19 protein-coding genes are annotated in these 24482 nt (G+C 62.1%); 10 read left to right on the top strand and 9 right to left on the bottom strand.

Annotated elements, in window-relative coordinates:
• The first annotated feature begins 9 nt into the window (after window positions 1–9).
• The 4 genes from ASD07_RS09720 to ASD07_RS09705 all read left to right on the top strand — a co-directional run bounded on the left by ASD07_RS09720 (window position 10) and on the right by ASD07_RS09705 (window position 5307).
• A complete protein-coding gene (locus ASD07_RS09720) occupies window positions 10–3585 on the top strand; it encodes a M1 family aminopeptidase (RefSeq protein ID WP_055928713.1) in 3576 nt (1191 codons plus the stop codon).
• A 70-nt stretch (window positions 3586–3655) separates the two neighbouring features.
• Window positions 3656–4075: a DUF3597 domain-containing protein gene (locus tag ASD07_RS09715; protein ID WP_055928711.1), complete on the top strand. Its 420-nt coding sequence runs from the start codon at window positions 3656–3658 to the stop codon at window positions 4073–4075.
• 9 nt (window positions 4076–4084) lie between these two features.
• A complete protein-coding gene (locus ASD07_RS09710; RefSeq protein ID WP_229207112.1) occupies window positions 4085–4777 on the top strand; it encodes a hypothetical protein in 693 nt (230 codons plus the stop codon).
• Window positions 4774–5307, top strand: coding sequence for a hypothetical protein (locus ASD07_RS09705; RefSeq protein ID WP_055928708.1), 534 nt, complete (start codon window positions 4774–4776; stop codon window positions 5305–5307). The genes ASD07_RS09710 and ASD07_RS09705 overlap by 4 nt, the downstream gene beginning before the upstream one ends.
• Here ASD07_RS09705 and ASD07_RS09700 read toward each other — a convergent pair.
• The 7 genes from ASD07_RS09700 to ASD07_RS09670 form a co-directional block, all read right to left on the bottom strand.
• A complete protein-coding gene (locus tag ASD07_RS09700; RefSeq protein ID WP_055928818.1) occupies window positions 5304–6419 on the bottom strand; it encodes a succinylglutamate desuccinylase/aspartoacylase family protein in 1116 nt (371 codons plus the stop codon). The genes ASD07_RS09705 and ASD07_RS09700 overlap by 4 nt on opposite strands.
• Window positions 6420–6429: 10 nt before the next feature.
• Window positions 6430–7815 carry a YfcC family protein gene (locus ASD07_RS09695; protein WP_055928707.1) on the bottom strand — a complete coding sequence of 462 codons (1386 nt, stop codon included), beginning with the start codon at window positions 7813–7815 and terminating at the stop codon, window positions 6430–6432.
• Window positions 7812–9857 (bottom strand): alpha/beta hydrolase domain-containing protein, encoded by a 2046-nt coding sequence (locus tag ASD07_RS09690; protein WP_156397946.1) that lies wholly within the window; start codon window positions 9855–9857, stop codon window positions 7812–7814. The genes ASD07_RS09695 and ASD07_RS09690 overlap by 4 nt, the downstream gene beginning before the upstream one ends.
• Before the next feature lie 43 nt (window positions 9858–9900).
• Complete coding sequence (locus ASD07_RS09685; protein WP_055928701.1) at window positions 9901–12579, bottom strand: DNA topoisomerase III; 2679 nt, start codon at window positions 12577–12579, stop codon at window positions 9901–9903.
• Between the two features lie 147 nt (window positions 12580–12726).
• Entirely contained in the window at window positions 12727–13191 is a 465-nt protein-coding gene (locus tag ASD07_RS09680; RefSeq protein WP_055928698.1) for a DUF494 family protein, read from the bottom strand.
• A 49-nt stretch (window positions 13192–13240) separates the two neighbouring features.
• The gene (dprA, locus tag ASD07_RS09675; protein WP_055928695.1) at window positions 13241–14476 is read right to left on the bottom strand and encodes a DNA-processing protein DprA; all 1236 of its coding nucleotides are present in this window, start codon (window positions 14474–14476) and stop codon (window positions 13241–13243) included.
• Window positions 14477–14481: 5 nt separating this feature from the next.
• On the bottom strand, window positions 14482–15579 hold the full coding sequence (locus ASD07_RS09670) for a LysM peptidoglycan-binding domain-containing protein (protein ID WP_055928692.1): 1098 nt from the start codon (window positions 15577–15579) through the stop codon (window positions 14482–14484).
• Between the two features lie 175 nt (window positions 15580–15754).
• Here ASD07_RS09670 and def point away from each other — a divergent pair, with 175 nt between their 5' ends.
• Genes def through ASD07_RS09655 form a run of 3 tightly spaced genes read left to right on the top strand, consistent with a single transcriptional unit; the run spans window position 15755 to window position 18164 of the window.
• The gene (gene def, locus ASD07_RS09665; protein ID WP_055928689.1) at window positions 15755–16294 is read left to right on the top strand and encodes a peptide deformylase; all 540 of its coding nucleotides are present in this window, start codon (window positions 15755–15757) and stop codon (window positions 16292–16294) included.
• A 16-nt stretch (window positions 16295–16310) separates the two neighbouring features.
• Complete coding sequence (gene fmt, locus ASD07_RS09660) at window positions 16311–17267, top strand: methionyl-tRNA formyltransferase (protein ID WP_055928815.1); 957 nt, start codon at window positions 16311–16313, stop codon at window positions 17265–17267.
• Window positions 17268–18164: a LysR family transcriptional regulator gene (locus ASD07_RS09655; protein ID WP_055928686.1), complete on the top strand. Its 897-nt coding sequence runs from the start codon at window positions 17268–17270 to the stop codon at window positions 18162–18164.
• Here ASD07_RS09655 and ASD07_RS09650 read toward each other — a convergent pair.
• Entirely contained in the window at window positions 18146–18547 is a 402-nt protein-coding gene (locus ASD07_RS09650; protein WP_055928684.1) for a hypothetical protein, read from the bottom strand. The two genes, ASD07_RS09655 and ASD07_RS09650, sit on opposite strands and share 19 nt — an antisense overlap.
• A 168-nt stretch (window positions 18548–18715) precedes the next feature.
• Here ASD07_RS09650 and ASD07_RS09645 point away from each other — a divergent pair, with 168 nt between their 5' ends.
• The 3 genes from ASD07_RS09645 to ASD07_RS09635 all read left to right on the top strand — a co-directional run bounded on the left by ASD07_RS09645 (window position 18716) and on the right by ASD07_RS09635 (window position 23810).
• Window positions 18716–19030 carry a hypothetical protein gene (locus tag ASD07_RS09645; protein WP_156397945.1) on the top strand — a complete coding sequence of 105 codons (315 nt, stop codon included), beginning with the start codon at window positions 18716–18718 and terminating at the stop codon, window positions 19028–19030.
• Between the two features lie 188 nt (window positions 19031–19218).
• On the top strand, window positions 19219–22986 hold the full coding sequence (metH, locus tag ASD07_RS09640; RefSeq protein ID WP_055928679.1) for a methionine synthase: 3768 nt from the start codon (window positions 19219–19221) through the stop codon (window positions 22984–22986).
• Between the two features lie 344 nt (window positions 22987–23330).
• Window positions 23331–23810, top strand: a complete 480-nt coding sequence (locus tag ASD07_RS09635; RefSeq protein WP_055928674.1) for a hypothetical protein — start codon at window positions 23331–23333, stop codon at window positions 23808–23810.
• A gap of 243 nt (window positions 23811–24053) precedes the next feature.
• Here the strand turns inward: ASD07_RS09635 and ASD07_RS09630 are convergent.
• On the bottom strand, window positions 24054–24482 hold a 429-nt coding region (locus ASD07_RS09630), incomplete at its 5' end, for a DUF3024 domain-containing protein (RefSeq protein WP_229207111.1).

The following is a 24482-nucleotide window of genomic DNA, read 5'->3' as shown; positions in this document are numbered from 1 at the left end:
GGGGCCGCCATGTTCGCCATCGCCCTCTTTGAAGCGAAGCAGCGCCTGAAGCTGTTCTCGACCTGGGTCTACTTCGGCATGTTCCTGCTGCTGGCCGTCCTGTGGATGGCCGCTGCCGGCGGCGTGTTCAAGGAAGCCATCGTCAGCTTTGGCGGCCGCGTGTTCATCAACGCGCCGCGCTCGATCATGCTGACCTCCTCCTTCCTGGGCTGCATGGGCGTGATCATCGTCGCCGCCATGATGGGGCGCTCGGTGCAGCAGGACTTCGAGTACGAGACGCACCACTTCTTCTTCTCCGCCCCGATCCGCAAATTCCAGTACATGCTGGGCCGCTTCCTTGGTGCCTGGTTGGTGCTGTGCGTGGTGTTTGCCTCGATTCCGCTGGGCGTCTGGCTCGGTACGCAGGTGCCGGGCATCGATCCCGAGCGCCTCGGCCCGTTCAACCTGCTGCATTACCTGCTGCCCTACGCGCTGTCGCTGCTGCCCAACCTGTTCATCTTCGGCGCCATCTTCTTCGTGCTGGCGGCACTGACACGCCGCATGCTGCCGGTCTACGTGTCCAGCGTGGTCATGCTGGTCGGCTACATCGTGGCGCCGGGCCTGGCGCGCGACCTGGACTACAAGACGCTGGCCGCGCTGATCGACCCGTTCGGCACCACCGCCGTGATCCGCCTTACCGAGTACTGGCCGATCGCCGAACGCAATGTGCGCCTGGTCCTGCCGGAAGGCGTGTTCCTGCTGAACCGCGCAATCTGGTCTTCATTCGCCCTGGTGGCACTGCTGCTTGGCTACTGGCGCTTCCACTTCGTCAGCACCGTGGACAGCGGCGCCGCAGCGCGAACCGACAGCGACCTGCCGGCCAACCTGACCCAGGCCGCCGCCTCGACCAGCGAGAAGCCGGATTTCAAGGCGCGCAGCCTTGGCTTGCTGCTGCTGCGCTTCAGCTACCTGAACCTGCGCGAAACAACCAAGAACATTTACTTCTTCGTCATCGTGCTGGCCGGCGTGCTGACCATGTACGCCGGTTCGCTGGACATGGGTTCGATGTACGGCACCGGCACCTACCCGGTCACCTACCTGGTGCTGGAGATGGTGACCAACACCTTCTCGCTGTTCATGCTGGTGGTGACCACCTTCTACGCCGGCGAGATGGTGTGGCGCGAACGCGAACACCGCATGTCGCAGATGCTTGACGCGATGCCGGTGCCAAGCTGGCTGCCTATCCTGTCCAAGCTGTTTGGCCTGATCGGTGTGCAGGCGCTGCTGCTGTTCATCGTCATGCTGGTCGGCATGTCGATCCAGCTGTTCCGGGGCTATTTCAACCTGCAGCCCGGCCTGTACTTCGAATGGCTGTTCACCGTGCAGCTCCCTGCCTGCGCCCTGATCGCCGTGCTGGCGATTACCACCCAGGTACTGGTGAACCACAAATACGTGGCTTACTTCGTCATGATCGTCTACTACGTGGCGACCATTGCCTTCGCCACCCTGGGCCTGGACCATCCACTGCTGATGTACGGCGTAACCCCGGCCCTGCCCTACTCCGACATGAACGGCTTCGGCCACTTCATGGCACGCGAACGCTGGTTCGAGCTGTACTGGGCCGGCGCCGCCGTCATGCTGATGGTGCTGACCGTGGTGTTCTGGCCGCGCGGTACCAACGAAGAATGGCGCCAGCGCGCCAGCCTGGCGCGCCACGGCTTGACGCTGCCGGTGCTGGGTGCCTTCGGCTTTGGTCTGGCGCTGTTCCTTGGTGCTGGCGGTGTGCTGACCTACAACCTGTGCGTCAGCAACTTCAAGACCCAGTTTGGGCGCGACTCGCTGCGCGCCGACTATGAACGCAAATACAAGCAGGTGCTGGAAGCGGCGCAGCCGCGCATTACCGACGTGCGCCTCGGCCTGGACATGTATCCCGAACAGCGCACGCTGAAAGTCAAAGGCTGGTACCAGCTCGAGAACAAGACCCAGCTGCCTATCAACACTATCTACGTGCAGCAGGACACCGACGCCGACCTGCAACCCTTGCAGTTCGGCCGCAAGGCTTTCCGCGTGCTGAACGACACGGAGCTGGGCTTCTACAGCTATCGCCTGGAAAAGCCGCTGCAGCCAGGCGAGAAGATCACGCTGGATTTCGACTTGAGCTACGAACCGAAGGGCATCTTCAACCTCGGCAAGACCACGCCGGTGATGAACAACGGCACCTTCTTCAACAACACGGTGCTGCCGCATATCGGCTACCAGCGCCATGCCGAACTGACCGACCCGCGCGATCGCAAGAAGCACGGCTTGCCGGCGCAGGAACGCAAGCTGCCGCGCGACGACCCGAAAGGCCTGGCCACCAATTACATCGGCGCGGACGCCGATTGGGTCGGCTTCGAGGCGACACTGGGTACTTCCGGCGACCAGACCGCCGTGGCGCCGGGCTCCCTGGTGAAGGAATGGCGCAAGAACGGCCGCCGCTACTTCCACTACAAGATGGAGCAGCCGATCCTGAACTTCTATGCCTTCCAGTCGGCGCGTTACGCGGTCAAGCACGACTGGTGGCAGGACGTTGGCATCGAGATCTACTACCAGCCGGGCCACGAATACAACCTGGACCGGATGGTCAAAGGCGTCAAGGATTCGCTCGACTACTACACGCGCAATTTCAGCCCTTACCAGCACAAGATCGTGCGCATCGTGGAATTCCCGCGCTACGAGCGCTACGCGCAATCGTTCCCCAACACTATCCCGTATTCGGAGGCGGTCGGCTTTATCGCCCGGGTGGACGACAAGAACCCCAAAGACATCGACTACCCGACCTACGTCACAGCACACGAAGTAGCGCACCAGTGGTGGGCGCACCAGCTCATAGGCGGCAACACGCGCGGCGCCACGGTGTTGAGCGAAACCCTGGCCGAATACTCCGCACTGATGGTGATGAAGAAGAGCTTCGGTCCGCAGCGCATGCGCCGCTTCCTGCGCTATGACCTGAACAAATACCTGTTCGGCCGCGCCACGGAAAACAAGAAGGAGCTGCCGCTGGCTGATAACGAAGACCAGGACTACATCCATTACCACAAGGGCAGCCTGGCGATGTACCTGCTGGCCGACATCGTGGGCGAGGCCAAGGTCAACGAATTGCTGGCGGAACTGCTGCGCAAATACTCCTACCATGGCGATCCGTATCCGAGCGTGTCGGTGCTGGTGGACGGTTTGCGCCGCATCGTTCCGCCGGAGCAGGCCTACCTGGTGGATGACCTGTTCAATTCCATCGTGCTGTTCGATAACCGCCTGGTTGCCGCCACCGCCGAGAAACGCGCCGACGGCAAGTACGACGTGACGCTGACCGTGCACGCCGCCAAGCTACGCTCCGATGAACTGGGTTCGGAAAAGGAAATCCCGCTGCATGACCTGATCGAGATCGGCATCGACGACAAGGATGGCAATGCCCTGCTGCGTGAACGCAAGCTGGTCGACCGCAATGAGTCGAGCTTCAAAGTGATCGTCAACGGCCGCCCGGCCAAGGCAGGCATAGATCCGGACAATAAATTGATCGACCGCAAGCCGGACGACAACCTGGGGAATGTCGAGATCACCTCGCGCTAAAGGTTAGGCAACGCACTTTGTATCCCGCCCATGCTTGTTAAGCTTTCACCCAACCGAAAGCGAGGCGAACATGGGCATCCTAAGCAAGATTTTCCACAAGATTTTCCCGTCGTCGCATCAAGAGGCCGCCCCAACATCGGCCTCTGGTGCGCCCTCTACCGCGCCAAGCGGACCTGCCGCAACGCCGGCTCCCATCCCGACCCAGCCTGCTCCAGCGCCAGCCGCTGCGGAACCGGTCGACGTCGAAGCAATCCTCAATGCGAAAGCCGCCCAGGCAGGCCAGCCGCTGAACTGGCGCACCTCGATCGTCGACCTGCTTAAGCTGCTGGACATCGACTCCAGCCTGCAGGCGCGCAAGGAACTGGCGCAGGAACTGCACTACACCGGCGATACCGGCGATTCGGCGGCCATGAACATCTGGCTGCACAAACAAGTGATGCACAAGCTGGAGGAAAACGGCGGCAAAGTGCCGGCTGAGCTGAAGGGTTAAAATGGCTGGATGAACCCGATCCGACGCGCGCTTGCCGGCGCCATCCTGGCAACTTGCACCCTGCCGCTGCTGCCCTTGCACGCTGCGGACAAGACCTACGGTACCCACGGCATGGCGCTGTTCGGCGGGCGGCAAGGCTTGTACGCCTCCCACCTGCCGATGTTCCACGCGCCGCACGACTACCAGCTTATCCTCCAGGTCCACATCGCCGACCCGGCTACCGATGCCGCCTTGCGCCAGCGCCTCGACGGCAAGGACGCACTGTGGACCATCGATCCGGAAAAATTCGAGCTAAGCACCCTGGCCCCGGACGCCAAAACCCCCCGCAAGGAATTCAAGGCCGACTTGGTGCAGGGCCACTTCGAACGCGGCGGCAGCACCCAGTACAAGGCTGCCAAGGTAGTAATCGACAAGGTGCTGGTGTTCCGCCAGCTGGACGACAAGCCGGGTAACGCCAGCATGTCGCGTTACATGCAAATCGGAAGCGGGGCCCAGCGCTTCCTGGTCAAGGAAATCGACAGCCGCCCGGACTTCGACCACATCGTGTCATACACTGCCGCGCCCGGTGCGCCGACCGCATCGGTCCAGGTGCGCAAATGGGGCATGAAGGCGGCCGGCAATGACGCCCTGGCACAGGCGCTGAAAGCCAATATGGCAGCGCTGGGCGGCACCATCTACTTCGAAACCGAAGACCTGAAATGAGCGTGCCGCAGGCATACGAAGGGCTGTGGCGGCGCAAGGGCATCTGGCGCGCCAATGGCAGCAGCGACCTGGTGACGCCGGTCTGGTGGTTCCAGGCCGCCGACTTCCATATCGACCTGCGCATACCGGTCGACCGCAAGGCCATGACCGGCTTTGCCGGCACTACCGTGGTGGAGGGCGAGCGCTGCGAGTGGCGCCCCGAAATCGCCTACCCTTTCGTCAGTCCCGAACTGGATGCGGGCTTCATGCGCTTTGACAGTGAAGATGCGTTGCACGAAGCAGGCGCGGATGGCAGCTACCAGGAAGACTGGTGGCGCGAAGCAAGCGGTCCGGTAACCGCCAGCCGCCTGCTGCTGGAAGATGGCCGCATTCAGTACGAAATCGCCTGCGGCGAATTCCTCGCCCGCGCCACGGGCAAGCCGCTCAAGGCTGCCGAGATCACGATCTGGCGCCAGACGCCGGGCGGACCGTGGAAGATCATTGCATCCACGACGGCGGCACGCGAAAACGTGATTGTCGAAGCCCCTTAAAGGCTCAGCAGGCTGCCGCTGCGGAACGGCTTGTTGCCGGCAATCTTGGCCACGTTCATGCCGCGGATAATGTAGCGGTGCGCCAAGCGCGTGAACAGCACGCCGTCGACTTCCGACTTCAATTGCGTGGTCTTGCCGCTGACAGGATCGATCAGGTCGGCGATCACGTCGCCGGGGCTCACCGTATCGCCCACTTCCTTCAGGTAGACCAGCATGCCGGCGTGCGGCGCGTCCAGGCGCTGCGTCCCTTCAAGCGGCGTCGGCGCGCATCCCTGCTCCGGCACTTTGACATCGCCAGCATCGACGATCCCGCGCACGTGGAGATAGCCGACAATGGCTTCCGCATCGCGTGCCGCCAGCTCGTAGCTGACCGATACTTCGCCGCGCAGTTCAACCGTCGCCGCCATGCAAGCGGATGGAATCGGGTAATCCGGCCCAAAGTGGGCAGCCAGGTCCCACCACAGGCGGCTGCAGGCTTCATCGAATGGCTCGCCGCCGGCGCCCGTCGTGTGCAGCACAGCGCAGGCGCCCATCAGGTTGGCCAGCGGCTGTGCGATCTCGCACAGCGAGGTGCCGACATACAGGTGCAGCTCGCCCTCGTTCTCGCAATGCATGTCGAGCACGATGTCGGCGTCGATCGCCATTGCCAGCAGCGACTTCTTGAGCGTAGTGGCGTCCGAAGTGGGCTGCCACTGCCCGACCAGTTCGCGCAGGTGGCGGCGAATGGTACGCACGTTGGCGTCGGCGTCGGCGCCCAGCTGGCCTTCGAGCCGCGCTTTCAGCTGTTCGCAATAATGCGGGTAACCGCGGTTGAAATTGATGCCGTTGCTCAGGTCAAAGCGCCCGAATGGACGTTCGTTGATGACTTGCGCCAGCCCGATCGGATTGGCTGCCGGTACCAGGATCACCTCCCCCGTCACCTTGCCGGCCGCGTCCAGCGCCTGCAGGCGCTTGCGCAGCTCCTGCGCCACCAGCATCGCCGGAACTTCATCGGCATGCAGCGCCGCCTGGATATACGCCTTGGGGCCGCCCGGCTTACCGAAGTGGTAACTGGTCAGTTCGTATTGCGCCGTGCCATAGGGCGCGCCGAGTGGGTGATTGATGGTTTCCATGACAGCCATCCTACCAGTTCATGAGGCAAGGCGGCACCAGCAACACCAGCGCCAGGACCAGGTAAATCAGCTGCAGCGGCACCATCCAGCGCGCCCAGGTCAGCCACGGAACGCGTGCCAGCGCCAGCACGCCCACCGTGATGCCCGACGTCGGAATCATCGGCGTGGTGAATTCGCCGAACTGAAAGGCGAGGATCGCCGTCTGGCGCGATACCCCGACCAGGTCGGCCAGTGGCGCCATGATCGGCATGGTCAGCGCAGCCTGGCCGCTGCCGGAGTGGATGAAGAAGTTGATCACCGACTGGATCAGGAACATCTTCTGCGCCGAGAAAATCGGCGAAGACGATGCCACCAGCGGCATCAGGCCGTGCAGCATGGTGTCGATGATATGCGCGTCGCGCGCCAGCACCATCGTGCCGCGGGCCAGTGCGATGACCAGGCCGGTGCCGACCAGGTCCTTCGCGCCCTGTACGAAGGCGGCTACCGCCTCGTCGGAATCAAGGCGGCCGATCATCGCCACCACGATGGTCATGGCCAGGAACAGCGCACCGATCTCCTCAATGAACCAGCCGAATTGCACCACGCCGAATACCATGCCGCCCAGCGACGCGGCAAACACCCACAGCACCAGGCGATGGCGCGCAGTCATGCCTTCAAAGCCGCCGAAATCGACCACGCCTTCGGCGCGCTTTTCGATGTCGAGCAGGTAGGTCGGGCTCTTTTCAGGGTGGCGCTTGATGCGCGCGGCGTACCACATCAGGAAAACAATCGTGACGGCGGTGGCAATGAACCAGACGATCACGCGATAGCCGATGCCGGAAAACAGCGGCACGCCGGCAATGCCTTGCGCAATGCCGACATTGAAAGGATTCAGGAAAGCGGCACAGAAGCCGACCTGCGAGCCCAGGAAGGGAATCGATACGCCGGTGATGGTGTCATACCCTAACGCCAGCGCCAGCGGCACGAAGATCAGGATAAAGGGAATCGCTTCTTCATTCATGCCGAAGGTGGCGCCACCGATCGAGAACAGCGTGACGAACACCGGGATCAGCGCCACGCGCACCAGGCTCGAACGCGAGTGCGCCTTGGCGATGGACTTGATCATGGCATCGATGGCCTGCGTCTTGTGCAGCACGTTGAACGCGCCGCCGGTCAGCATAACGAAACCGATGATCAGCCCAGCCTCCGCAAAGCCCTTGATCGGCGCCATCAGCAGCGCGGCCAGGCCCTGCGGCTTGCTTTCAATGTAATGGAAGGTGTCCGGGTCGACCAGTTGCTTGCCGTTGACCAGGTGGGTCTCGTACTTGCCGCCCGGGACCAGCCAGGTCGCCAGCGCGATCAGCGCCAGGATCATGAACAGCAGGACGAAGGTATTGGGGAGCTTCAGCTTCTTCATTGGTTCGGATACAGGTAGTTGCAGCTTTGGTCGGCCGGGTCGCGGGCCATGATGCGGTCGTACAGGCCGGCTCGTTCGGTGACGCTGCGCTCGACATCTTCCTGCAGCAGCAGGCGCGCGGCAACCTGGCGCGCGGCGGCGGCGCGGGTCGCGGCGATGAAGGCGTCGCGGTTGGCGTAGCGCGCCTGCAGGCTTGGGCGCGGATCGTTGGCTGCCTTGCGCTCTGCTTCGGTACGGGCGAACGGGACAAAGCTGCCGTCGTAGCGCGAGGTTGCCCAGGCGAAGCCGGTCTCCGGTGCGCGCAGGTTCCAACCGGTGTGGGTGCCGAGCGGCGCCTGCAGCTCCACCAATCGTACGCCGCCGCGGTCGTTGCCGTCGGCATCAGGCGCCGGGACGCGGGTCTCAAACGCCATCTTCTGCGCGGCCGGCACAAGGTCGGCAATGCCTTGCGACAGGAAGCGCGCTCCATGGTCAAGGCGCGGCTCGTGCAGGTTCTGCTCCGGCGGGGTCAGGCCCGGCACTGCGGGGAAGGCTTTGCGGTACGACTCCACCGAAACCAGGGTGCCGTCTTCCAGGCGCGGATAGGCGCTGGCGGGCGGCGGCGTGCCTTTGCTGGTCCAGCCGTCCAGCGCCAGCATCAGGGCGCGCAACGACAGGTAGTAGTTGGTGGTGGAAACGCAGGCGGTGAACGGCGCGCGGGTGTGCGAACGGCCCACGTAGTGCTGGGCGCCCATCAGGCCATACACACGCACGTTGGCAGCCGGGGCGGCGTCTCCCACGCCATCGGGTGCGGTGGTCAGCAGCGATGCGCCACGATTCCAGTATTCTGCCGAGGTATTGGCGATCAGGAGCTTCGGTACCCGTCCATGCTTGTCCTTCGCGTGGTCCAGCGTGGAAGCCACGCGGCCGGTGACCGGATCGCGCGTCGGCGTGCTGGTGAACGGGAAGGCGTCGCTCGGGTAGTCATGTTCTTCCAGCATCGACGGATGGCGCGTGACCTGCACGAAGCGGCTGTTGAAGCCGCCCGACCCGCCGGCACCCGGCACCTCGAGCAAGGCGCCGTCGAATACCATGCGGCCTTGCTCATCCAGATTCAGGCCGTCATGCAGCATGCGGCCGATCAGGCGTGCCGACTGGCTATAGCCGAACATCAGCACCGTCTTGGGCAGCGAAGCGCCTTCGACCTGGTTCTCGCGGAAGTACGCCAGCAAGTCACGGATACCGGCCAGGCCGGCGCCGGTCACGCGCGGGTCTTTCGCCTCATAGCGCACCTCGTAAATCGTGCCGGGCTGGAAACCGCCTTGCAGCTTGATGCGGCCCGGACCGCCCGGCTGTTCCGGCGCCACGAATTCCCAGCGGCTACGCTCGATGGGACGGCGGATCTCGCCCTGGCGCGTGCGCTCCGTCAGCACGGCTTCCGGGTCGTTCGGTGTGGCAGGCTCGTAGCCGATGCCGCGCAGGCCGGCGTAGCTTGCCACTTCTGCAGTCGCGTCGACGATGAACTCATTGGCCGACATGCCGCGCGGGCCTTTCACCACGGGCGCCTTGAAGACCAGCGGCCGCACGCCGGCGGGCGATGGCGCCACGTCCCAGGTCCAGGCCGAGAACAGCATGCTGAAGCCGTGCCGCATCATGAAGCCGTCGCCGGCATCTTCCGCAGTCGTCGGGTCGTTGTTCTTTGGGGCCCTGCCATTGAGCTGGCCCAGCACCACGATGCTGCCGCGGTTGTTCACGTCATACACCAGCGTACCGGTCTTGCCGCTCACAGGCCGCAGCAGCACGAACTCGCTGGAAAAGCGCACCATGCCGCGCTTGTCGCGCGGGGCGCGCTTCAGGTCGACGATGGGCAGGTTCGCGGTGGCCTTGGGATTGAGCGAGAAGTAAGCGATGCCGCGCAGCTTTTCATACTCGCCGGCCTCGCCGAACTTGACGCCCGGCGCGAACGGCACGCGCTCCGTGATCTCGATACGCTCGACGGCGGCCTGCGATGCACCGGCTACAACCATAGTGGCAGCAATCGCCGCCCAGCGGGATTTCTTCATGTATTCGAACAAAGTAAAACGGGACCGCGCGGGTCCCGTTGGTTTATTCCGCTGCCGCGGTTTTCTTGGCGGCTGCCTTTTTCGCTGCCGGCTTTTTGGCTGCAGCTTTTTTGGCTGGTGCCTTTTTCGCGGCTGCTTTCTTGGCGGCTGGCTTGGCTGCCGGTTTGGCTGCCGGTGCTGCCTCGGACGCGCCTTCCGCGCCGTCGCCTTTCGCCGCCGATTTCTTGGCGGCGCCCGGCTTGGCCTTGCGCTCTTCGAACTCAAAGCTGATCTTGCCGTCTTTGCCGCGTACCAGGAAGGCCTTGAACGGCCGACGGGTACGCTGCGAGATAAAGCCCGGCAGCAGGTCGGTCTTGCCTTCGTTGAGCAGCTTGGCCATCTGCTCCGGCAGGATCTCCTGTTGCAGGATGATGCGGCTGGAACGGAAGTCGCAAGTCTTTGGCTTGGCTACCTGGTTTTCGCAGGTATACGCCAGGCCCATCTCGTACACGCCGCCGGCGCATTTCGGGCAAGGGCCGAGCGACGTCTGGCCGGTGAAGTCGACGCCTTCGCCGTCTTCGCCTTCCTCATCGTTCTGGCCGAAGTCGAACTCCAGCTTGAAGTTCTTGATCTCTTCATCCTTCACGATGCGCAGGATGGCTGCGAACGGACGGCCCATCTTGGAGCGGAACCCTTGCAGCGGGCCGATGGTACGGTCGCGCAGCAGTTGTTCCACTTCCTCGATTTCGAACTGGCGGCCGCCAGGCACCTTGGTCATCGAGAATTCGCACTTGGTGCAGGCGAAGCGGCGGTAATTTTCCTTGACCACGCCAGCGCAGTTCGGGCACGGCGTCTGCAGCGTCGCGTAATCGCCCGGAATGGTGTCGTTGTCGTATTCCTTGGCGCGCTTGACGATGATCTGGGTCATCTGGGCGATTTCGCGCATGAATTCTTCACGCGAGATCTTGCCCTTCTCCATCTGCGACAGCTTGTATTCCCACTCGCCGGTCAGTTCCGGCGCGGTCAGTTCGCTCACGCCCAGGCCGCGCAGCAGCGTCATGAGCTGGAACGCTTTCGCGGTCGGCATCATCTCGCGGCCTTCTCGCAGCAGGTATTTCTCGCCCAGCAGGCCCTCAATGATGGCCGCGCGGGTAGCCGGAGTCCCCAGGCCCTTGCCGGCCATGGCATCGCGCAGCTCGTCGGAGTCGACCAGCTTGCCGGCGCCTTCCATTGCCGACAGCAGCGTCGCTTCGGTATAGCGTGCTGGCGGTTTGGTGACCAGGCCGTTCGCCATGACTTTCTCGGTCAGGACTTTCTCGCCCTTCGCCACCGGCACCAGGTTGCCGCCTCCGCCTTCCTTCTCATCGTCGCCGGCAGCATCCTTGCCGTAGATCGCCAGCCAGCCCGGGTTGGTCATCACCTTGCCTTCGGTCTTGAACTGGTGGCCGGCTACTTCGGTGAAGCGGGTGGTGACCAGGAATTCCGCGGCCGGGAAGAACACCGCCATGAAGCGGCGGGTGACCAGGTCGTACAGTTTCTGTTCCGGCTCGCTCAGGTTCTTCGGCACGATGCCGGTCGGGATGATCGCGAAGTGGTCGCTGATCTTCGTGTTGTCGAAGATGCGCTTGTTCGGCTTGACCCAGCCCTTGTCCAGGATCTGCTTGGCGAACTGGTTGTAGTTGTTGCTTTCCTTCAGGACTTCCAGCGTGTCCTTGACGGTTGGCAGGTAATCTTCCGGCAGGTGGCGCGAATCGGTACGAGGGTAAGTCAGCACCTTGTGCTTCTCGTACAACGCCTGCGCCAGGCCCAGGGTGTTCTTGGCCGAGAAGCCGAAGCGCGAGTTGGCTTCACGCTGCAGCGAGGTCAGGTCGAACAGGCCAGGCGACATCGAGGTGGTCGGCTTCGACTCCTCGCTCACATTGCCTTGCTTGCCCTTGCACGCCAGCGCGATCGTATCGGCGGCGGTCTTGCTCCACAGGCGTTCGGCACGCTTCTCCGGATCGTTTTCGTCCTTCTTGAAGCTGGTGTCCAGCCAGCGCCCTTCATAGATGCCGGCGGCGCACACGAACTCGGCGCGCACTTCCCAGTAGTCGCGCGAGACGAAACTCTTGATCTTCTCTTCGCGCTCGACCACGATCGACAGGGTCGGCGTCTGCACGCGGCCTACGGTGGTCAGGTAGAAGCCGCCCTCTTTCGAGTTGAAGGCAGTCATGGCGCGGGTGCCGTTGATGCCGATCAGCCAGTCCGCTTCCGAGCGGCAGCGCGCGGCATCGGCCAGCGGCAGCATTTCATCGTCGCTGCGCAGGTGGGTGAAGCCGTCGCGGATCGCGTTCGGCGTCATCGACTGCAGCCACAGGCGCTTGACCGGTTGCTTGGCTTTCGCATTCTGCGCAATCAGGCGGAAGATCAGCTCACCTTCGCGGCCCGCGTCGCATGCGTTAATCAGGGTGGTGACGTCCTTGCGCTTGATCAGCTTGTTCAGCACCTTGAGGCGCGATTCCGTCTTGGCGATCGGGTTCAGCGCAAAGTACGGCGGGATCATCGGCAAATGGGTGAAGGTCCATTTGCCGCGCTTGACGTCGTGTTCTTCCGGCACGGCGATTTCCAGCAGGTGACCCACTGCGGAAGACAGCACGTAGTCGTCGGATTCGAAATACTCATCGTGCTTGCTGAAGCCGCCAAGGGCTTTCGCGATGTCGTTCGCGACAGAAGGTTTCTCAGCGATGATGAGGGCTTTACTCATATTTATAGTTCTCGTCGGTGGATGCGGCAGCGCGCATCATACAACATTAGAAAGTAAGCGATGCCAAGTGATGCATCCAAAGCATCACTACGCTGCGAATATTATTACGGAATTGGCCGGCGTAGGGCAACGCTGGCAAGAGTGTGCTCAGTGCAACAGACGTGGCGCCTGGTCTTCTTCGGCGCCAAACAGGTCGTCGAACATCAGGGCGTCCGGTTCCTTGCCCTGGCTCCACAGCAGCATCAGCACAATGATCTTCAGCTTGCCCAGCGACACCGGCGCCTCGTCCAGCGCCAGGGCGCGTTCGATGACGATTTCACGTTGCAACGGGGACAGCAGGCCGGCGCTTTCCAGAAACTGGATAAAACCGACGGCTGCGGCGCCCAGTACGTCCAGCTCCTGGCGCACGTAAAAGCGCGTGCCAGAAGATGCGGCCGTCAGCGACTGCTCGACGCCAGCCATGGCGGCGAGGTCATTCAGCCAGACCAGCGCCTCGGAAATCTCTACATCGTCAAAACCGACTGCGGAGAGTTTCTTTGCCAATGCCGCGGGTTCAGGGCAGGCATCAGGGCGGTAATAGGTCTCGTACAGGTAAACCAGGATGTCAAACATGGCGCTACTTTAGCAGGATCTGTGAGGCGGGCACAAGCATAACGGCGGCTCAAGGGCCTTTCAGGCGCTGGAAAGCGCCGCCCGGCAGCCTTTCCACCACACCCGCAAGCTCCAGGGCAAGCAAGCTTGCCTGCATGTCACTTGGCGCAAGTTGCAACCTTGTTGCAAGCTCATCGGCGCCGACCGGATCATGGCCGAGGGCGGCCAGCAGCCAGCCGGCGGCCTGCTCCATTTGCACCGGCGCGGCGTCACGCGGCGCCAGGCCAAGGTCTTCCAGCAAGTGGTCCGGCGTTGCGACCAGGCGCGCGCCCTCTCTTATTAGTGCATGGCAGCCGACCGATTGCGGCGACAGCACGGAACCGGGCAGCACGAAGACTTCGCGGCCGGCTGTAATTGCCGCGTGCGCGGTAATCAGCGAGCCGGAACGCGCGGCCGCTTCGATCACCAGCGTGGCGCGGGTCATGCCGGCAATGATGCGGTTGCGGATCGGGAAATGTTCCGGATGCGCCGCTGTGCCCAGCACAAATTCGCTGACCAGGCAGCCCTCCTCCGCGATGCGGCGCGCCAGGGCGGCGTTGCGGCGCGGATAAATGCGGTCGATGCCGGTGCCGATGACGGCCACGGTGCCGCCCGTGCCTTCCAGGCCGCCTTCATGCGCGGCGGCGTCGATGCCGAGCGCCAGGCCGGACACGACCGGCATGCCGGCCTCGCTCAGCACCTGCGCGAACTGGCGCGCATTGGACTTGCCCTGGGTGGTAGCGTTGCGAGCGCCCACTACCGCCACAGCCTCGCGCTGGAGCAGGGCCAGCTCGCCTTTCGCATATAAAAGCAGCGGCGGATCGGCGATGTGCTGCAAGGTTGGCGGATATTCCCGGTCGCCAAACAAGACCAGGTGATTGCCGTCCTGCGCAGCCCATTCCAGGGTGGCATGCGCCATCGCGTGTATCCGCGGCGGCATGGGGCCGGCGAGGCAGTGTGCGGCTTGCAGCGAGATTTCATCTTCGCCATCGCCGGTCCTGGCTCGCCGCTGCTCCGGACGCGCGATGCCGGCATCGGCGTGCGACAGCATGCGCAAAGGCAGCGGCGCGGCATCATCCTGCGCGGGTGGCGCAGCGAGGCGGGCATTGGCGGCGGTGAAGACTGCTTCGGGAGAGTGGTAATGCTGGAGCAGCTTGAAGGCTCCGTGGCGGCCGACGCCCGGCGAATTCGCCAGGCGCAGCCACATCGCCAGGCGCTCGAAGTCCTGGCGGGCGGGGTTTGGGGAGTCCGTGACTTGCACGGCCATGGGATTTACTCCGCTGTCTTGGCGACATCCCCCACAACGATTGGTTCAGTCACCTGCATGATCAAGCCGTACGAGACATGCTTGAACACACGGAAGATAAACAAGCTGCCCACTCGTTCATCCGGCAGCTTGACCGTCGGGTTGCGCAGATTGAGCGCGCCTTTCGATGCGCCCGGATCGCTCACCACTTCACCCTTATGGTATAGCTGCAGCACGGAGCCGACATCGAGTCCGTCAAGCTTTCCGCGATTAATGCTGACAACCTGGTTCTGGCCGGCGTGCGTGACACCGCCGTACACAGCCAGCACGTTGGCATTGACTTCAACATCCGGCGGATGCGGCACATAGTTCTGCATCGGCATCGGCGGCATTGCCATCAGCAAGTCGCCCTTGCCCATTTCTTCCTTGGCGCTGGCGACGATGAAGGTATGCACGTCGCTGCCTGCTTCCGCGACGGCTTCCAGCTTCAGGGTGCCGAGGTAGAACGCTTCCAGCGCCACGACCTTCTTGGTCACCGGATCTTTCAGCGGTTTGCCTGGACGGAACACCTGGAACGAGGTGCTGCCTTTCAGGTCGCCGCGGACATAGGCTTTGTCGTCCTTGCCGATGAACACGCGGGCGCCGCGCGTCGCAATGATGCGCGGTGCATTTTTGAGTTCATCTTCTTCGATGATCAGGGGTTGCGTCAGGAACGGCTCGATTACGCCGGACGGGATCGACTGGACGGCGTCCTTGCCCAGGCCTTCGGTCCGCAATTGCGGACCAAGGCGCATGTCGCCGGTGGTGCCGTCGCCGCCAACCTTGGTACCAAGGCGCAGGCGGCCGGCCTCACGGTCGAACCAGACAATCTGCCCTGGATAGATCCAGTGCGGATTGGCGATTTCTTCTTTATTCATTCCCCAAACCTGCGGCCAGCACCAAGGCTTGTCGAGGAAGGTTCCGGAGATACCCCACAGGGTATCGCCCTTTACAACGGTATGGCTATCCGGTGCGTTCGGCTTGAATTCACAGACGATGGTCTTGGCGTGGGCCGGAACGGCCGTCACACCGCAAAACAGGGCTGCGGCCAACAGGCGGCTGCTGCTTGTGCTAAAATTTTTCATTGGTATATCCGTTAGGTGCGGCAATGACGGAAGGCCACAAAGGCTTGCCTCACTGAAATCAAATTCTGCCCATATTACCCGGATCAAGCAAGGAATTCGTGTCACAGAAGCAATCGTGCACGCATTATATGCGCCGTTTACCGCACAATCATTATCGTTTAAATAAGATTCTCCTGTGAAACTGAATATTCTCCGCTACCCAGACCCTCGCCTGCACAAAGTTGCGCAACCCGTCGCCGTGTTCGACGAGCGCCTGGCCAAATTGGTGGAAGACATGGCAGAAACCATGTACGACGCACCCGGCATCGGGCTGGCCGCCACCCAGGTGGATGTGCATGAGCAAGTTGTCATCATTGACGTAACCGAAGACAAAACCGGCCTGACCGCCTTCATCAACCCGGAAATCCTGTGGTCGAGCGAAGAAAAGCAGGTCTATGACGAGGGCTGCCTCTCCGTGCCGGGCATCTACGACGGCGTCGAGCGCCCGTCCGCAGTCAAGGTGCGCGCATACAACGTCAAGGGCGAACCGTTCGAGGTCGATGCCGACGGCCTCCTGGCGGTTTGCATCCAGCACGAAATGGACCACCTGAAAGGCAAAGTATTCGTTGAATACCTGTCCCCCTTGAAACGCAATCGTATCAAGACCAAACTGCAAAAAGAAGAACGTGGCGTCCAGCGCGAAGAAGCGCTGCGCGCCGCAGGTCGCCGTTACTGATACCAACGGGGGAAGCATGAAAGTGATCTTCGCGGGCACGCCTGAATTTGCGGCCGTTGCCCTCCAGGCCCTGCACGAAGCAGGTTTCGAGATTCCCCTGGTACTGACCCAGCCCGACCGCCCGGCCGGCCGCGGCATGCAGTTGCAGCCGTCGGCGGTCAAGCAGTACGCCGTCAAGCACGGCATCGAAGTGCTGCAGCCGCTTTCTTTACGCCTGGACGCCAAGGACCCGCAGCGCGCGGCGGAAGCAAAAGCCGCCCACGAACGCCTGCTGGCCACCGATTACGACGTGATGGTGGTGGCCGCCTACGGCCTGATCCTGCCGCGCGCCACCCTCGACATCAAGCCTTGCCTGAATATCCACGGCTCCCTGCTGCCGCGCTGGCGTGGCGCCGCCCCGATCCACCGCGCGATCGAATCGGGCGATGCGGAGACCGGCGTCACCATCATGGAAATGGAAGAAGGCCTGGACACCGGCCCGATGCTGCTGATCGAACGCACGCCGATCACGCCGCAGGACACCACTGCCACCCTGCACGACAAGCTGGCCGCCATGGGCGCCCAGATGATGGTCAAAGTGCTGCGCAAGATGGAAAACGGCGTGGTCGAAGCCGTGCCGCAGCCGGAGCAAGGCGTCACCTACGCCAACAAGATCCTGAAAGAAGAAGCGGCGCTGGACTTCACCCAGCCTGCGCGCGAGATCAGCCGCAAGATCCGCGCCTTCAATCCGTTCCCCGGCGCCCATGGCGAGGTGGATGGCACGGTCATCAAACTGTGGGGCGCTGAAGTGCTGGAAGAAGGCAGCAGCGCAGCCCCTGGCCAGGTGATTGCCGCCGACGCGCAGCACGGCATCATCGTCGCTTGCGGCGAAGGTGCGCTGCGCCTGACGCAGTTGCAGAAACCTGGCGGCAAACGCCTGCCTGCCGCTGAATTCATCAAAGGCTTCCCGCTTGACGGGCAGCGTTTCCAGTAAATGGACCAACTCGCGGCGCTGCGCGCGCTCCGCCGCGTAGTTGAACTGGGCAGCTTCACCGCTGCCGCCGATGCCCTCGGCATTTCCCACACCATTGTTTCGCGCCAGGTGCGCCAGCTCGAGGAACACCTCGGCGCCCAGCTCCTGAACCGCACCACGCGCCGCTTCGCACTGACCGATGCCGGCCGCGATTACATCGAATCCATCCGCGAAGTACTGGACCTGCTGGACGACGCCGACCGCAACGTCGGCCGCCACCAGGCAGAGCCGACCGGCACCCTGCGCATCAACGCGCCGATGGCGTTCGGCACTATCGAGGTGGCGCAATGGCTGCCGGGATTCATGTCGCGCCATCCAGGACTGCAAGTCGACCTGGTCTGCAACGACCGCATGGTGGATTTGATCGAGGACGGCGTTGATGTCGCCCTGCGCCTGGCGCGCGAGCTGCCCGATTCAACGCTGGTCGCACGCCGGCTCGCCACCAGCAAGGTGCTGCTGGTGGCCAGTCCCGACTACCTGCACACGCACGGCGCACCGGCCGTGCCGGATGACCTGGCGCAGCACAACTGCCTGGTCTATACGGCCGCGGCACGCGCCAATGAATGGACGCTGGCCGGCACTGACGGCTCGGAACATTCAGTCGCCGTGCGCGGTTCGCTGCAAGCCAACACCAACGTCGCCCTGAAAGCTGCGGCAGTGGCGGGAGTCGGCATTGCCAACGCCGCCGCCTTCATCGTGCGCGGAGAACTGGAGAGCGGCGCCCTGGTGGAAGTCCTGCCCGGCTACACGCCCAAACCGCGCGAGCTGTACGCCCTCTATCCTCAGAACCGCCACCTGTCGCCCAAGGTGCGCGCCTTTGTCGACTACGCGGCCAGCGTTTACATCAACATCTTCTGAACCGCGCGGAATTGCTGCGTAAGACCGCCCCAGCCCCAAGCTGCCGGACGCGCATCGTCGATGTGGATGTAACTCACTTCGTGCAGCTCGCCGAGCAGCTCCTGCAAGTCCTTATAAACCGCCGCGATATAAGCTGACTTTTCGTTGGCGGTGTTGGTCTCGTCGGTCACCTTGATGTCGAAGAAGAAGCTCGCCTTGCCCAGATCCGCCAGCGACTCGCCGCCGACAAACCACTGCTCGCGCGGCGTGTAATGCACGGCGATGGCGGTAAGGGCCGGCGCCTTGTGCAGGATTTCGCCGGTGTGCTTCATCAGGATGCTGGTGACTTTTTTGGCTGGCACTTGTTCCGGGGTGCCGCTGACGGTGATGTTCAGGATAGGCATTTTGAGGCTCCTTCAAAGTGGTTGGTTGATGGAGCCATCTTAGGCCGGGCGTCCGAGCATTGGTAGCAGTCTGGCAACACATGATTTGTGCGAATCCAGCACAAGTCGCGCTAGAATTACCAGAAATGCAATCCACTAAGGTCCTATGCGCCGCATTCTTTTGCTGACTTGCTTGCTTGCCTGCCCTGCTTAGCAAAACCTGCGGTGTCGCTGGCGCGCTTTGACGATCCGGCAGTACAGCAGGCGGTACGCGAAGCGGCGGCGGATGTCCCGGGGCCAGGCGCACAACCTGGCGCCGCCGACTTTTCGGGCGGCGAGCAGGCCCGGCGCCTCGACCTCGCGTTCAAGGAGGCCGAAGTACCGGACTGCCTGCATTCCGAAGGCCTGAAACGCCAGCCGCCGGTCCTACTCTTCATCCCTCTCAGCGGCGTGCTCGGCCTGCCCTTCGTCGGTATCGCCAAATTGCGCGGCAAGTGCAAGTAAGCCGTTGGCTGAGCGCTGCAAGTCGACGTTTCCGCCGGCTAAATGTCCACTGTTGTTCCTGACCCCAAAGTGGACATTTCGAATAAGCAAATGCCGAATTTGTATCGGCTGGCGGGGGCGGTGGCCGGGGGAAAATGCTGCTTTGCCGTATAATTTCAGGTCCACGTTGCCCAATCCGCGATATCAAAATGACTAACACGACCCGTCCAACCTCCAAGACCGAAGCCCAGCTGCGCGACATCCTTGCGAAGCGCATCATGTTCCTGGATGGCGCGATGGGCACCATCATCCAGCAATACAAGCTGGACGAAAAGGCATATCGCGGCGAGCGCTTCGCCGATTTCGCCGCACCGGAAGGTAGTGGCCACCGCGAGCTGTTCGTCAAAGGCAATAACGAGCTGCTGACGCTGACCCAGCCCCACGTCATCCAGGAGATCCACGAGCGCTACCTGGCAGCCGGCGCGGACCTGATCGAAACCAATACCTTCGGTGCAACGTCGATCGCGCAGGACGACTATTTCATGGCCCACCTGGCCTATGAAATGAACGTGCAAGCAGCCAGGCTGGCCAAGGCGGCCACCGCCAAGTATTCCACCGCCGACAAGCCGCGCTTCGTCTGCGGCGCCCTCGGCCCGACCCCGAAGACCGCTTCGATTTCGCCGGACGTGAACGACCCTGCCGCCCGCAATGTCACCTTCGATCAGCTGGTTGCCGCCTACTACGAGCAGGTGCGCGGCCTGGTGGACGGCGGCTCCGACGTGCTGCTGGTCGAGACCATCTTTGATACCCTGAACTGCAAAGCCGCGCTGTTCGCAATCGACCAGTATTTCGACGAGCGCCCTGAAATCGAACGCCTGCCGCTGATGATCTCGGGCACCGTGACCGACGCCTCCGGCCGCATCCTGTCCGGGCAGACCGTACCGGCCTTCTGGAACTCGGTGCGCCACGCCAGGCCGCTGACCATTGGCCTGAACTGCGCGCTCGGTGCGACACTGATGCGTCCTTATGCCGAAGAGCTGTCGCAGATCGCCGACACCTTCGTCTGCATCTACCCCAACGCCGGCCTGCCTAACCCGATGAGCGACACCGGCTTCGACGAGCTGCCGGACGATACTTCACGCCTGCTGCGCGAGTTCGCCGACGCGGGCTTCATCAACGTGGCCGGCGGCTGCTGCGGCACCACGCCTGACCACATTGCCGCTGTCGCCGAGCTGCTGTCGTCCGCTACGCCGCGCAAGCTGCCGCATGTGCCGGTGGCGCAGCGCCTGTCCGGCCTGGAGCCGTTCACCATCGACGACGACTCGCTGTTCGTCAACGTCGGCGAGCGTACCAACGTGACCGGCTCGAAAGCCTTCGCGCGCATGATCCTGAACGAGCAGTACGACGAGGCGCTGTCCGTCGCCCGCCAGCAGGTGGAAAACGGTGCGCAGGTGATCGACATCAACATGGACGAGGCGATGCTGGACTCCCAGGCCGCCATGACCCGCTTCCTGAACCTGATCGCTTCCGAGCCGGACATCTCGCGCGTGCCGATCATGATCGATTCCTCCAAGTGGTCGGTCATCGAGGCGGGCCTGAAGTGCGTGCAGGGCAAGGCCGTGGTGAACTCGATCTCCATGAAGGAAGGCGAAGAGGAATTCATCCGCCAGGCAAAGCTGTGCCGCCGCTACGGCGCTGCAGTGATCGTGATGGCCTTCGATGAAACCGGCCAGGCCGACACTTTCGCGCGCAAGATTGAAATCTGCGAGCGCGCCTACAAGGTGCTGACCGAGAAAGTCGGCTTCCCGCCGGAAGACATCATCTTCGACCCGAACATCTTCGCCATCGCCACCGGTATCGAAGAGCACAACAATTACGCCGTCGACTTCATCGAAGCCACGCGCTGGATCAAGAACAACCTGCCGCATGCAAAGATTTCCGGCGGTGTGTCGAACGTGTCGTTCTCCTTCCGCGGCAACGACCCGGCGCGCGAAGCAATCCACACCGTGTTCCTGTACCACGCCATCAAGGCCGGCATGACCATGGGTATCGTCAACGCCGGCATGGTTGGCGTGTACGACGACCTGCCGGCCGAGCTGCGTGAACGCGTAGAGGACGTGGTGCTGAACCGCCGCGACGACGCCACCGAGCGCATGATCGAGTTCGCGGCAACGCTGAAAGGCGGCGCCAAGCAGGAAGCGGCGAACCTGGAATGGCGCAATGCACCGGTCGAGAAGCGCCTGGCGCACGCGCTGGTGCACGGCATCACCCAGTTCATCACCGACGACACCGAAGAAATGCGCCAGCAGGTGTTCAACAGCGGCGGCCGTCCGATCAATGTGATCGAAGGCCCGCTGATGGACGGCATGAATATCGTCGGCGACCTGTTCGGCCAGGGCAAGATGTTCCTGCCGCAGGTGGTGAAGTCGGCGCGCGTGATGAAACAAGCTGTGGCCCACCTGATTCCTTACATCGAGGAAGAAAAAAAGGCGGAAGAAGCGCGCACCGGCATCGTGGCCAAACCGAAGGGCAAGATCGTAATCGCCACCGTGAAGGGCGACGTGCACGACATCGGCAAGAACATCGTGTCCGTGGTACTGCAGTGTAATAACTTTGAAGTTGTGAACATGGGCGTGATGGTGCCGGCCTCCGAGATCCTGGCCCGCGCGAAGCTGGAAAACGCCGACATCATCGGCCTGTCCGGCCTGATCACGCCCTCGCTGGAAGAAATGGCGCACGTCGCAAAAGAGATGCAGCGCGACGAGCACTTCCGCATGATGAAGATCCCGCTGCTGATCGGCGGCGCCACCACCAGCCGCGCCCACACCGCGGTGAAGATCGCGCACAACTACGAAGGTCCGGTGGTGTACGTGCCGGATGCATCGCGTTCGGTATCGGTGGCGCAATCGCTGCTGACCGACGAACAGCGCGGCAAGTTCGTGCAAGAACTGGATCACGACTACGCCCGTATCCGCGAGCAACACGCTAACAAGAAGGCGCTGCCTACCGTCTCGCTGGAAGCGGCGCGCGCCAACAAGGCAAAGCTGGAGTTTGCACCGGTGCGTCCGAAATTCGTTGGCCGCCGCGTGTTCAAGAATGTGGACCTGGCAGCCATCGCCGAGTACATCGACTGGGGACCGTTCTTCCAGACCTGGGACCTGGCCGGCCCCTTTCCAGCCATCCTGACCGATGAAGTGGTGGGCGAGGCAGCTTCCAAGGTCTTCGAGGAAGGCAAGGCGCTGCTGAAGAAGATTATCGAAGGCCGCTGGCTCACCGCCAATGGCGTGATTGCGCTGCTGCCTGCAAATACGGTCAACCACGACGATATCGAGGTCTACACCGACGAGTCGCGCTCGGAAGTGGCGTTCACTTATTACGGCCTGCGCCAGCAGGGCCTGAAGCCGGTGATCGATGGCGTGCAGCGTCCGAACCAGTGCCTCTCCGACTTTATCGCTCCCAAGGACTCAGGCAAACAGGATTACATCGGCATGTTTGCGGTAACCGCGGGGCTGGGCATCGAGAAGTATGAAAAGCGCTTTGAAGATGCGCATGACGACTATTCCTCGATCATGCTGAAGGCGCTGGCTGACCGTTTGGCGGAGGCTTTCGCCGAATACCTGCACGAGCGGGTACGTAAGGACCTGTGGGGCTATGCCGCCCAGGAAGCGCTGTCGAATGAGCAGTTGATCAAGGAAGAGTACAAGGGCATTCGCCCCGCACCCGGCTATCCGGCTTGCCCTGAACATACCGTGAAAGCGGATGTGTTCCGCGTGCTGAACGCGAATGAGATCGGGATGGAGCTGACGGAGTCGTTTGCGATGTTCCCGGGGGCTGCGGTGAGTGGCTTCTACTTCGCGCACCCGGAATCGAAGTACTTCACCGTCGGGAAGATCAACGAGGACCAGCTGCTGGACATGGCTGCGCGGCGTGACGTGGCGAAAGACCAGCTTGAGCGCTGGCTGGCACCGAACCTTTAAAAACAGAAGCTCAGGCTTGACGTGACGGAGGCTGCCAGTCTGGAGGCAGCTTCCGCCCCTTAGCGGGCCTTCGCTTTCGTTGCCGCGCCTCCGCTTCTCGTGCACGTTCGCAATGCGAGGCAGGACATACCTTAGGTATCCTTTAACTGCCCTGAGTCCAATTCGGCCTAATCGGAACCGTTCGGGTCTAATTCAGGATAAGCGTCGGAGCCAGATGTCTAAAACGGCCCAAGGATTTCCGGGCTAAGTCCATTTCAATCCAATTTTTCGAAGCCAAAGTCTAAAAGGAACCATTTTTCCGTTCCGCGATCCAACGTTTAGACCATTTTCGAGAGGACTGAATCATGACTTACGAAGCGAAGCAAGCTGTCTACCTACCCGTGACCGATTTTCTTCAACTGGAGTTCTTCCTGATGGACACGCGTCCAGGCGTCAAACCGGACGCCTTTGTCACTGACCTCGTGAATCGTTGGCTCGCAGTAGAAATGGAACGCCTCTCGTTGCGGGAGCGAGGCCAAGCAATGCGCGGCTTCCAATGGAAAAATGTTTTCCTCCCTGAAGGAACTGTTCTGCGAACCAGCTATTACAACACAATTGAGTTTGCCAAAGTCGCGGGTGATCAGATCGTAACCGACGACGGCGCAAAGATGACGCCGTCGCAATTTGCGAACCGGCATGCAAAGGGTCGCAACGCCTGGCGCTTCGTCTGGTTGCGGTTTCCCGGAAACGATTACTGGATACGAGCGAGCACATGCAGAATGCGGCATCACGAGCGGCAGTCCAGACAGTCTAAAGGCGAAATCGAGCTGTCTAACGCAGTCTAGCCCTGGGGGGGCGAAAGGCTAAACCAGTCCATAGGTTTCTTTGCGGGGTCGAATTCGGTCTACAGAACCGGGGAGCCCCTGCATTTCTAGCACTCCTTAGACTAAACTATCGCGATTTAGCGCAGAATAGACCGAGCCTCAAGAAAAGATAGCGCGAATGCCGTACTCCGGCGATTCTAGTTCTTGCCGAACGACGGCTTCTGGCCGAACACAGCCTGGCAGGCACAATGACGTGATACTGAATTACCCCCAGAAGCAGGCATATGGATCAGCGTCAATCTCGGCGATGACGTCTTCAATTGATCGCACAGACGGCAACGGCTCATAACTGTGCCACTTCAAGTCTCTGCGCTGCCAATACAACTGCCAAACGCCCCGTGTTCTGACGAACGTCGCTTTCGCGATTGGAATTTCGTGCGTTTCTCCGTGCCCTTGCCAAACAGGGCGAATCTCAAAAATTTCTATGCTCTGCCCGGCAATTCTAAAATCAAGATCAACTTCTTTTCGAATGTGGACGGGCGGCCGGCGCCTGGCGACGAAAGCTCCGACAGCGTTTTCGATCTTCTTTTTCTCCGTAAGCGTAAAGCCAGCACCGTCTGGACGTAGGAATCGCCCCCATCCATGATCGAATTTTGGCACAGCAGTTGTGCCCACAAATTCAATTATGGACAC

This window comes from Duganella sp. Root336D2, assembly GCF_001425005.1.
GTDB lineage: Bacteria > Pseudomonadota > Gammaproteobacteria > Burkholderiales > Burkholderiaceae_D > Rugamonas.
The sequence above is the reverse complement of the archived record's forward strand: the minus strand, read 5'-3'. Positions and strand labels throughout refer to the sequence as shown.